The sequence below is a fragment of the Arthrobacter sp. genome (assembly GCF_030540645.1).
GTDB lineage: Bacteria > Actinomycetota > Actinomycetes > Actinomycetales > Micrococcaceae > Specibacter.
On sequence record NZ_JAUNVV010000105.1, the window covers coordinates 1 to 10903 of the forward strand.

11 protein-coding genes and 1 pseudogene are annotated in these 10903 nt (G+C 61.1%); 8 read left to right on the plus strand and 4 right to left on the minus strand.

All coding sequences use genetic code 11. The features are described 5' to 3' along the window. Positions 1-39: 39 nt before the first annotated feature. The 4 genes from pyrH (at position 40) to Q4P21_RS14805 (ending at position 3428) form a co-directional block, all read left to right on the plus strand. Positions 40-795: a UMP kinase gene (pyrH, locus tag Q4P21_RS14790; protein WP_303389508.1), complete on the plus strand. Its 756-nt coding sequence runs from the start codon at positions 40-42 to the stop codon at positions 793-795. Between the two features lie 130 nt (positions 796-925). Beyond that, positions 926-1483 (plus strand): ribosome recycling factor, encoded by a 558-nt coding sequence (gene frr / locus Q4P21_RS14795; RefSeq protein WP_303389500.1) that lies wholly within the window; start codon positions 926-928, stop codon positions 1481-1483. Positions 1484-1611: 128 nt separating this feature from the next. Then, a complete protein-coding gene (locus Q4P21_RS14800) occupies positions 1612-2748 on the plus strand; it encodes a phosphatidate cytidylyltransferase (protein WP_303389501.1) in 1137 nt (378 codons plus the stop codon). 74 nt (positions 2749-2822) lie between these two features. Then, entirely contained in the window at positions 2823-3428 is a 606-nt protein-coding gene (locus Q4P21_RS14805; RefSeq protein WP_303389502.1) for a DivIVA domain-containing protein, read from the plus strand. 62 nt (positions 3429-3490) lie between these two features. Here the strand turns inward: Q4P21_RS14805 and Q4P21_RS14810 are convergent, their stop codons facing one another. From Q4P21_RS14810 to Q4P21_RS14825, 4 genes are all read right to left on the minus strand, one after another. Continuing rightward, positions 3491-4996, minus strand: a complete 1506-nt coding sequence (locus Q4P21_RS14810; protein ID WP_303389503.1) for a cation acetate symporter — start codon at positions 4994-4996, stop codon at positions 3491-3493. After that, on the minus strand, positions 4996-5385 hold the full coding sequence (locus Q4P21_RS14815) for a hypothetical protein (RefSeq protein WP_303389504.1): 390 nt from the start codon (positions 5383-5385) through the stop codon (positions 4996-4998). Before Q4P21_RS14815 ends, Q4P21_RS14810 begins: the two co-directional genes overlap by 1 nt. A 33-nt stretch (positions 5386-5418) precedes the next feature. Next, positions 5419-6144, minus strand: a complete 726-nt coding sequence (locus tag Q4P21_RS14820; RefSeq protein WP_303389505.1) for a LytTR family DNA-binding domain-containing protein — start codon at positions 6142-6144, stop codon at positions 5419-5421. A 134-nt stretch (positions 6145-6278) separates the two neighbouring features. After that, a complete protein-coding gene (locus Q4P21_RS14825) occupies positions 6279-7511 on the minus strand; it encodes a histidine kinase (protein ID WP_303389506.1) in 1233 nt (410 codons plus the stop codon). Positions 7512-7646: 135 nt separating this feature from the next. On the opposite strand from Q4P21_RS14825, the gene Q4P21_RS14830 reads away from it, so the two are divergent. The 4 genes and pseudogenes from Q4P21_RS14830 to Q4P21_RS14845 all read left to right on the plus strand — a co-directional run. After that, complete coding sequence (locus Q4P21_RS14830) at positions 7647-8015, plus strand: DUF485 domain-containing protein (protein WP_303389509.1); 369 nt, start codon at positions 7647-7649, stop codon at positions 8013-8015. A gap of 51 nt (positions 8016-8066) precedes the next feature. Beyond that, positions 8067-9671 (plus strand): cation acetate symporter, encoded by a 1605-nt coding sequence (locus tag Q4P21_RS14835; protein WP_303389510.1) that lies wholly within the window; start codon positions 8067-8069, stop codon positions 9669-9671. A gap of 290 nt (positions 9672-9961) precedes the next feature. After that, a complete protein-coding gene (locus Q4P21_RS14840; RefSeq protein WP_303389507.1) occupies positions 9962-10552 on the plus strand; it encodes a GNAT family N-acetyltransferase in 591 nt (196 codons plus the stop codon). 109 nt (positions 10553-10661) lie between these two features. After that, a pseudogene (locus Q4P21_RS14845) lies at positions 10662-10903 on the plus strand (formylglycine-generating enzyme family protein); the annotation flags it as partial.

Here is a 10903-nt window from a genome sequence, read left to right on the forward strand (position 1 = left end):
AAAACCGGCAGTCCAACGCCGGCACCCACGGAAGGCACCATGACCACGAATAGTTCGCAGACCGCGCCCAGCACCCCGGCAGCCAAAGCCGGCAAACGCCGTCGTGTGTTGTTGAAGCTCTCAGGGGAAGTCTTTGGCAACGGCAAGTTGGGTGTTGACCCGGACACCATCCGCGGCATCGCACAGCAGATCGCCAGCACGGTTGACACGGTGGAGGTCGCCATTGTGGTGGGTGGCGGAAACTTCTTCCGCGGAGCCGAACTCTCGGCCGAGGGGATGGACCGCTCGCGCGCAGACTATATGGGCATGCTGGGCACCGTCATGAACTGCCTGGCCCTGCAGGATTTCTTGGAACAGGCCGGCGTGGACACCCGTGTGCAGAGCGCCATCACCATGGGACAGGTCGCCGAAGCGTACATTCCGCGCCGCGCCATCCGCCACCTGGAAAAGAGCCGTGTGGTCATCTTCGGTGCCGGTGCCGGTCTGCCCTACTTCTCCACCGACACGGTCGCAGCCCAACGCGCGTTGGAGGTTCATGCCGACATCGTGCTCATGGCCAAGAATGGCGTTGATGGTGTCTACACGGCAGATCCGAAGAAGGACCCCACCGCCGTCAAATTGGACCACCTCAGCTACGACGAAGCCATGGCCCGCGACATCCGCGTCATGGACCAAACGGCGTTCAGCCTGTGCAAGGACAACAACGTCACCATGTTGGTCTTCGGAATGGAAGGTGAGGGCAACGTGGCCCGCGCCATCCTCGGCGAGGAACTGGGAACGTTGGTCACCCCCTAGCCGTGCCGAACGGCTGTTTGAACGTGTGGCTGGCCCCGGCATCGGCGCCGCTCACGGTAGGATGGTTTCAGAATTGTCGTGGGCACATGCCGCGGAAAAGTTGTGTAGTCACTTATTGAGGGAGAGACGCGTGATCGAAGATACTTTGCTCGAGGCCGAAGAGAAGATGGACAAGGCCGTTGAGGTTGCCAAAGAGGAATTCTCCGCGGTTCGCACCGGGCGCGCCAACCCGGCCATGTTCCACAAGGTCATGGTTGAGTACTACGGCTCACCCACTCCGTTGCAGCAGCTTGCCTCCTTCGCCGTCCCCGAAGCCCGAACGCTGCTCATCACACCGTTCGACAAGACGGCCCTGCATGATATCGAGCGGGCCCTGAGCTCCTCCGAAGTGGGTGCCAACCCGTCCAACGACGGCAACATCATCCGCATCATGATGCCTGAGCTGACCCAGGAACGCCGCAAGGAGTACGTCAAGATTGTGCGTACCAAGGGTGAAGACGCCAAGATTTCGGTGCGCAACATCCGCCGCAAGGCCAAGGAACAACTGGACAAGCTTGTCAAGGACGGCGACGCCGGTGAAGATGAGGGCGCCCGTGCTGAAAAGGAACTCGATGGGCTGACCAAGGCCCATACGGAGAACATCGATGAGCTGCTGAAGCGCAAGGAAGTCGAGCTTCTAGAGGTCTAATGACTGACCCCAAGAGTGTGCCGGGAGGTTCCGCTGGGGAGCCTGCCGCGCCAAATTCAGAGGCTGGGTTGGTGCCAACGCCGACTGACTACCAATTTTCTTCCCGGAAGGACCGCCGTCATGCGGAGATGACGGGAATGATTCCCATCATCGTGCCCAAAAAGGCCTCTTCGAAGGAGGCACCTTCCACGGATAAGCACGACGGCGAACCCACCTCCGCCGCTACCCCCACCGACACTGTGGCAGGGGAAGCTGCGGCGGAAGTTGCACCGGCTGGGGTCGAAAGTGTTGAGGAAGCTGCGCCGCTGCCGGTGTCCGCAGTGCAGGTAACCGGCATTCCGGTGATCCCTGTGTCCCATGGACCCGTCGGCGTGCTGCCCGAGGCCGCCACCAAGGTGAAACCGCCGCGGACCCCCAAAGCCGGGCGCGATCTTCCTGCGGCCATCACCGTGGGCGTCATTCTGCTGGCACTTGTGGTGGGTTCCCTCCTGTTCTACCCCGTGGGGTTTGTTGTCCTGGCAACAGCATTTGCTTGCGTTGGTGTTTGGGAAGTCACCCGGGCCATCGCCGGCAAGGGCATCAAGGCGCCACTGACCCCCGTCATGATGGGCGCCCTGGCCATGCCGGCCTCGGCATATTTCGCTGGTGCGGAGGGGCTGCTCTTCGCTCTGGCCGCCAGCGCAGGCGCAACACTCTTGTGGCGCTCACTGGACTCTGCACCCGGGGCTTTGAAGAGCATCTCCGCAGGTGTTTTCTCGCTGCTGTGGATACCCTTCCTACTCAGTTTCGTGTTCTTGATGCTGCGCGCCGAAAGCGGACCCACCACTGAGCTGACCCTGAACCTGGGGGATATCAACGCGGGCATCGTACAAGTGATCATCATGCTGCTGCTGGTGGTTTCGAACGACACGTTCGGCTACCTTGTGGGCGTGCTGTTTGGAAAGCACCCCATGGCCCCGAAGATCAGCCCCAAGAAATCCTGGGAAGGCTTCGCCGGTTCCTTGGGTGGAGCGACCCTGGTGGCCATTCCGGCCACAGTATTCCTACTCGACCAGCAGTGGTGGGTCGGTTTGGTGCTGGCCGTTGGCATGGTCTGCGCCGGCACCAGTGGAGACTTTGCCGAGTCAATGATCAAGCGTGAACTGGGCGTCAAGGACATGAGCAATATCCTGCCCGGCCATGGCGGCGTCATGGACAGGCTGGATTCGATCCTGTTTGCAGCTCCCGTGGCTTACGCCATCTTTACCGTATTGGGCCAGTTCTAGGGGCCGAGCCCACGGCCCCAAGCCCACAGGGCCGGCCCCACATTGTTGCGTTTCACAAGAGAATAGTTCAAGGAATGACAGTGACAGCGGAAAAGACAGCCCGGAGCAACTCCAAATTCACGTTGGTGGGCCCGAAGGATGTTGGCTACAACGTCAAGCAAGTTGATGTGTTTTTGGAGCGTGCCCGGGCCTATTTCCTGAACACCGACACGCTCGGGACGGCCATCACCAGCCGAGACGTGCGCACGGCCGCCTTCGACCCCGCACGTGGAGGCTACAGCCCACAAGCGGTTGACGCCGCCATGGACCGGGTCGAAGACGAGTTCGTCCTTCGTGAAAAGGAACTGCTCATCGCGGCAAAGGGTGAAAAGGCGTGGATGATGATGATCGGCAAGTCAGCCACCGTGCTGCGTGCCCGTCTGCACCGGCCCGACGGGGACCGCTTCCGCCGTCCCACAAGGAGGAACGCCGCAAGCTACAACATCAACGACGTTGACGTGCTGTGCCGCGAACTGCTGACCTACATCGAAGACAACGGTGAACTGAGCGTCGACGTAGTGCGCCGGGCGGTGTTTGCTCGTGAAAAGGGTGCCGACGGCTACGAAGAAAGCCAAGTGGACGCATTCCTGGACAGTGTTGTGGAACTGATGGCGACCAACGACTCGGTGACACCCCGCTGACCAACGGCTACTCGCCAGCAGTTACTCACCAGCAGGACAAACAGCCAGCAGATAATACAACGTCAGTTGGGTTGGGTCCGCGGGTTCTCCACGACTAACGGCCTTTCCGGTACGTGCAACTTGGTCATGAAGCGTGACACTGAAGAGCTGCGCCGGTGTGCAGTTGCCTTGGACACCAGGATCGTGACAAGGAACGCTGCGGGAACAGTCCATGCTGCCGGCTGCGTGAGTAGATCGCGCCACACGGAATCGGCCCCCATTTGGGCGCCCAGCATGATGGCGGACCCGCACAGAATTCCACCGGCCAACATACCGGCCACGGCTCCGGCATCGGTGAGTCCACGCCACCAGATCCCCAACAGCAGGAGGGGGCAGATGGTGGAGGCCGTGAAGGCAAAGACGAGGCCCACACTGCCGGCCAGCGCCAGTGAATCCGTCACCATGGCCACGCCGAAAGGAACGACGGCGGCGAAGACGGCCGCGATTCTGAACCCGCGCACGCTTCCACCCAGCACGTCCTGGCTGATGACACCTGCCAGTGAAACCACAAGCCCTGACGTTGTGGACAGGAAGGCCGCGAAGGCGCCCGCGACTACCAAGGCTGAGAGGATCTCCCCGCCCAGCCCGCCAATCAGCGTTCCAGGCAGCAGCAATACGGTGGCGTCCGGGTAGCCGTTGGCGGCCAGGCCGGGCAGAAATACCCTGCCCAACACGCCGTAGATGGTGGGGAAAAGGTAGAAGATGGCGAGCAGCCCCAAAACGATCAGGGTCGTGCGGCGGGCGGCCGCGCCGTCGGGGTTGGTATAGAAACGCACCAAAACGTGCGGCAAGCCCAACGTTCCAAAAAGCAGGGCCACCATGAGTGACAGGGTGCTGTAGGTGGAATCCCCGGACAGCGGCATTGAAGGGGGAAACAACTCGGTGCCAGCCGGAATGGCGGCACCACCGGTACCGGTGGTGCCGGAGAGCATGAGCAGGATGAAGATGGCGGGCACGGCCAGAGCCGTCAGCTTGAGCCAGTACTGGAATGCCTGCACGAACGTGATGGAGCGCATGCCCCCGGTCACCACTGTCAGGCAGACCACCACGACGACGGAACCGGCCCCCACCCATGATGGCAGCCCCGTGGTGGTGCGGATGGTCAATGCGGCACCGTGTAGCTGCGGCACAATGTAGAACCAGCCAACCACCACCACCAGCACGCTGGTGACGTAGCGGGCCGTGGTGGATTCGAGCCTAGCCTCGGCAAAGTCGGGGATGGTGTAGGCGCCCGATCGGCGCAGGGGGGCGGCGACGAAGAACAGCAGCATGAGGTAGCCGGCCGTGTAGCCGATGGGGAACCAGAGGGCGTCGAGACCCGACATGGCGATGAGTCCGGCGATACCCAAAAAACTTGCTGCGGAGAGGTACTCACCGCCAATAGCAGAGGCATTCCACCAGGGTTTTACGGTGCGGGAGGCCACGTAAAAGTCGCTTGTGGTGCGTGAGACCCGCAGTCCGTAAAAGCCGATGATGGTGGTGATCGCTGAAACCAGGATCAACGCCGTATAGCCGATTCCCGGGTTCACTACTCATCCACCAGATCGCGGTACTGATTCTCATTCTTCGTCGCTGCGCGCACATACAGCCACGCGCAAGCTCCAATGACGGGGTAGACGCCCACGCCCAGCAGCAACCACGGCGCGGGGACGCCCAGAATCCTCCAGTCAGCGAATGTGGGAACCAAGTGCACAAGTGCCCAGCAGAGCAGCAATGCGGCAATAAAACCTGCCGTCACTACCAAAGCAAGGCGCAGCTGTGAACGGATCAGGGAGCGGACCATTACTTCGCCAACGACGGATTGCTCTGCAACTTCCTGGGACACGCTGGTGCGGTATGGAATGTGTCTGGCTTGGGCTCGCGGTGCCGCAACCCTGACGCGGCCTTCAGCCGGCGGGCGGCTCGGTCCAATATTCATCTGGATCCAATGTTCATGGGGTGTGTCCGGTCATCATGAGCTTGGACGCACCCGGGTGGCCTGCAAATGTTCGCGCAGCACTGGGACGTGGCGTCGGCTGACAGGGAGCACGGCCTTGCCTACTGACACTGTGGGTTTGGCAGCGCTGAGTTTCAACGCCGTGACAAAGTGCATGCAGACGAGGTAGGAACGGTGGATGCGCAGGAAGCCTGAATCGGCCCAGCGCTGTTCCAGCTCAGCCAGGGGGATGCGAATCAGGTAGCTTGCTTCAGCCGTGTGAAGCCTGGCGTAGTCGCCCTGGGCCTGCACAAACTTCACCTCGTCGAGGCGGATGATCCGGCTGACGCCGCCTTGGTCAACGGTGATCATTTCAACTTCTTCGACTGGGACAGGGTGTGTCACCAGCTCTACTATCCTGTCCACTGTGCGGGTGAGCCGTTCAGTGCGCAACGGTTTGAGCAGGTAATCCACGGCTGCCAGTTCGAACGCCTCCAGAGCGCGGTCGTCGTCGGCCGTGACGAAAACCACCACGGGCGGATTGGCAGCCTGGCCGATGACTGCTGCTAATTCCAGACCGGACAAGCCGGGCATGTGGATGTCAAGGAAAACTGCTTCAACGGTGTGTACGGCCAGCAGCTCAAGGGCTTGGGCGCCGCTCATGGCGCGGTGGATGGTGCCGATGCGCGTGTCGCGGCCCAGTAGGAAGGCAAGTTCTTCCACGGCAGGCAACTCATCATCGGCGACAAGGACGTTGATCATGGGCTAAGCCTAACGGCCGAGGGGCCCGGCCGGGGGCCCACGCCCGCGAGGGGCCTGCCGCGAGCTTGCGAGTGGTGGGAGCGAGTGGGGAGAAGCGAGGCATGGGGAGGGTGGGAGGCGCTAACTGGTGGGTGCTAGGCGTCGTGGCCGGGCTGGTTTTTCGGCACTGTCATGGTGATCAGCATCCCGTGCCCTACTCCGGTATCAATGGTCAGCCCATGGTCGTCGCCGTAGACCTGGCGCAGACGGGCATCGACGTTGCGCAGACCAACGTGCGTCCCGTCCTGCCGCCCCGCCAAAACCTGCCGCAGTTGCTCCGGATCCATGCCCACGCCGTCGTCCTCGATGGTGACCTCGGTATGCGCGCCAAGATCCCTGGCGGAAATTTGGACGAGGCCGCTGCCCACTTTCGCCTCAATGCCGTGCCTGACGGCGTTTTCCACCAGCGGCTGCAGGCTCAGGAACGGGATGACGGTGCTCAGGACCTCGGGGGCAATCTGCAAGCTGATTTGGAGTCGGTCGCCAAAGCGCGCACTTTCCAGCAGCAGGTAGCGGTCAATGCAGCGCAATTCCTCGGCGAGGGTGGTGAAGTCCCCGTGGCGGCGGAAGGAATATCGGGTGAAGTCGGCGAACTCCACCACCAGATCCCTGGCCCGCTGGGGGTCGGTGTTGATGAAGGAGGCAATCGCGTTGAGTGAGTTATAGATGAAATGTGGACTGATTTGGGCTCGTAGGGCACGCACTTCGGCCTCCGCCAGCAGTGTGCGTGAGGAGCTCAGCTCGGCCAGTTCCAACTGCGCCGACACCCACGCCGCTACTTCGTTGGTGGCACGAACCAGTCCGGCGGTGGGCGCCTTCGACAAAATGACAACGCACCCCACTGCCCGTGAATCCACCTTCAGCGGGCAAATGACGGCAGCCTTCAGCTCGCCGTCCGGAGGCAGGCCCAGTGATGAGCGTAGCGCCGGCTCAAGCGTGGCCACTTGGGTGCGTCCAGTGCTGAGCGCCTTCGCCACAAGGCCCATGACGACGGCGGATTCAGGTTGCTTGGCCGCGGTGCCTGAGCCGTCCCAGGCCAGGAGACGGGAGTCATCGGTCATGGCGAACGCCGCGCAATTGAGCAGGGATCGGAGCTGTTTGCTCGCTTTGAGCGCCCCGGCCGGTTCCAACCCATTGCGCAGTTGGCGGCCTGCTGCAGCGGCTGAGTGGAGGGCTGCAAACGTTGCGTGCTCGGCTTCGGTTCCCAGCTCCCGGTAGGAGCGTGAGAGCCGGAATCCGACGGCGGCCACAATGGCGATGGCGCCGATAACAACGGCGACTGCTGTGATCAACAGGAGTGTGGAATCGCTCGGCACTGAGGGGGGCATGCTGTCAAGAATAGCCGGGGAGGGGGTCATTCGGCGCAGCAGCCATGCCGTTCACCGCGGCACCTCCTGAATCGGTCGAATACGTGACTCACAACACTTCATAGTGAAAGAGATCACATCTCTCAAGGAGGAATGATGGGTAATTCAACCCACGCAAGCGCAGCGGGTCCCGTCGATTTTGTTGCCGAACAAAACTCGGAAGAGTTTCAGAAGCTTCGCAAGTCACACCGGAACTTCGTCTTTCCCGTAGCCATCGGCTTTCTCGTTTGGTACTTCGCCTACGTTCTCTTGGCGGCCTACGCACACGACTTCATGTCCATCAAGGTCTGGGGCAACTTCAACATTGGCCTCATCCTGGGCCTGTTGCAATTTGTCACCACTTTTGGCATCACCACCTGGTATGTCACCTACGCCAACCGCAAGCTCGATCCCCAGGCAGCCGTGATTCGCGAACGCCTGGAGAAGCAGATCGATGCAGCAAACAAGACCAAGGAAGAGGTTTAAACCGTGAGCCTATCCGCTGCCGTCCTCACCGTTGCACCCCTCGCGAAGTCGCTGGGTGAACAGACCAAGGAAAACTCGTGGATCAACATCGCGATCTTCCTGGCGTTCGTTGCCGTCACCATGATTGTGGTGTTCCGCGCGAGCCGCAACAATAATACCGCCGCCGACTACTATGCGGCAGGCCGCTCCTTCTCTGGCGGTCAGAACGGAACGGCCATCGCCGGCGACTACCTGTCCGCCGCATCGTTCCTGGGCATCACCGGCGCCATCGCCGTCAATGGTTATGACGGCTTCCTGTACTCCATCGGCTTCCTGGTGGCCTGGCTTGTGGCCCTGCTGCTCGTTGCCGAATTGCTGCGCAACACAGGCAAGTTCACGATGGCGGACGTGTTGTCCTTCCGCCTGAAGCAGCGCCCCGTGCGTATTGCCGCAGCTACCACCACGCTCGTGGTCTGCTTCTTCTACCTGCTGGCCCAGATGGCTGGCGCCGGTGGCTTGGTTTCTCTGCTCCTGGGCCTGGATAACACCAACAAGGTGGGGCAGAACATCGTCATCGCCGTTGTTGGCGTGCTCATGATTGTCTACGTATTAATCGGTGGCATGAAGGGCACCACCTGGGTGCAGATCATCAAGGCGTTCCTGCTCATCATCGGCGCCGCGATCATGACGATCATTGTGCTGGCCATGCACGGCTTCAACCTCTCCACTCTCATGGACGCGGCAGTGAACACGTCCATCCTTGAAGGCGGAGCTGGAGAAGCGCTGCTGAACCCGGGTGCCGCGTACGGCAAGGCACCGTTGGACTTCGTGTCCCTGGCCCTCGCCCTGGTCCTTGGTACTGCGGCTCTGCCGCACGTGCTGATGCGCTTCTACACCGTCCCGACAGCCAAGGAAGCACGCAAGTCCGTGGTCTGGGCCATCTGGCTCATCGGCGGCTTCTACATCTTCACGCTCGTCCTCGGCTACGGTGCCGGCGCCCTGATTGGCAAGGACGCCATTCTCGCAGCCCCAGGCGGCGTCAATGCAGCCGCCCCGCTGCTGGCCTTCGTGATTGGCGGGCCGGTTCTGCTGGGGTTCATCTCCGCCGTCGCGTTCGCCACGATCCTGGCTGTGGTGGCCGGGCTGACCATTACCGCGGCAGCCTCGTTTGCCCACGACATCTACTCCAACGTCATCGTCAAGGGTGAGCCCAAGCCGGAGATGGAAGTCAAGGTGGCCCGTCGCACGGTGATCGTCATCGGCGTCGTTGCCATCGGCGGCGGCATCTTGGCCAACGGCCAGAACATCGCGTTCCTGGTGGCCTTGGCGTTCGCCATCGCCGCCTCGGCCAACCTTCCGACCATTGTGTTCTCGCTGTTCTGGAAGAAGTTCACCACACAGGGCGCACTGTGGAGCATGTACGGCGGTTTGGGGGCAGCCATTGTGCTCATCACCTTCTCCCCGATGGTGTCCGGTGGACCCACGTCCATGATCCCCGGCGCCGACTTCTCCTGGTTCCCGCTGGCCAACCCCGGCATCATCTCCATCCCGCTGGCGTTCTTCCTCGGCTGGTTGGGCACCGTGCTGGACAAGGGCACCGAGGATCCGCGCATCCAGGCCGAGATGGAAGTACGCTCGCTCACTGGTGTCGGAGCCGAGAAGGCCGTGGACCACTAGCCCCAATCCCTCCCCAAGGGCGTCCGCTGGCGCGTACCCCCTTGGGGCCCCTCGGGATTGTGGGCCCACCCTGTCCCTCCTATCAATGCGAAAGGCCCCGTCCGACGTCGAAATTTCGACGCCGGACGGGGCCTTTCGCATAGTCCTGTCGCTTCTGCTGTGGACCAGTCTCATTACAGGCAGAACGTCGGGACGTGTTTGACCAAGGTTTGCGCGCAAGCACCATTAACGAATGGCATTCGATCACGACATTAGGATTGAGGCGAAGTAGTCGACTGAACAGGTGAACGATGAGTCTTTCCGAGTCCTACCCACGCGGCCCCAGATTGAGTTTCCGAGACTTCACGGCGGGGGACATCTCGGCTGTGCACGAGTTCGCCGCAGACCCTGAAGTGACTCGCTGGTCAACCTGGGGACCGAATACTTTGGAGCAGACGACTTCCTTCGTTACAGATGCAGCCCATGCGCACTTGGAGGAAGGCCGATCGACATTTTCATTTGCTGCCGTTTTGGAGGGAAAGGTCATTGGCTCGGTGGCCATTTGGATCACCGACCCCGACGACCGCAACGGAGAGCTTGGATACAGCTTCCACCGCTCTTATTGGGGAAATGGCTACGCCACTGAAGCAACGAGTCAGCTACTGAAATTTGGTTTTGATACGCTCAAACTGGAGCGAATCAGTGCCACCTGTCACCCTGGCAATATTGGTTCAATTCGAGTTCTGGAAAAAGCTGGATTCACTCTAGAGGGACGGCTTCGTTCTCACAGATTAGTGCGAGGAGCCCGCAGGGACTCTCTGCTCTATTCAATTTTGCGTGAGGAACACGACAGCGCAAGTGCCGACGCAAGGGCTGGCCAGGAAAACGAAGAATCACCATAGTCCAACCCAAGATTCTGCCACCGGGAGTCGGACTTCCAACAAGGGGTGAAGCTGCCGCCGGCTTGCGTAGTGGGGTGTGCACAATGGGTCCAAATGGCAGAATAGTCAGGTGACCATTTTTGACCTGCAGCTTCTACCGGCTGGCCGTGTCGAGTTGCACGACGCACGTCGACAGAGTCGGAGGACAGCGGAAATTGAACTGTTCGAGATTTGTGCCGTTCCTATCGCGGAGGCCCAATATGCGGGTTCCACAGAAACTGAAGCTCTCGGAGAACGGCTCCCAGCAACGGAGATGAGTTGGCTGGATGCGATCCAATTCTGCAACGCGGCGTCGCGAAGAGAGGAACTCCC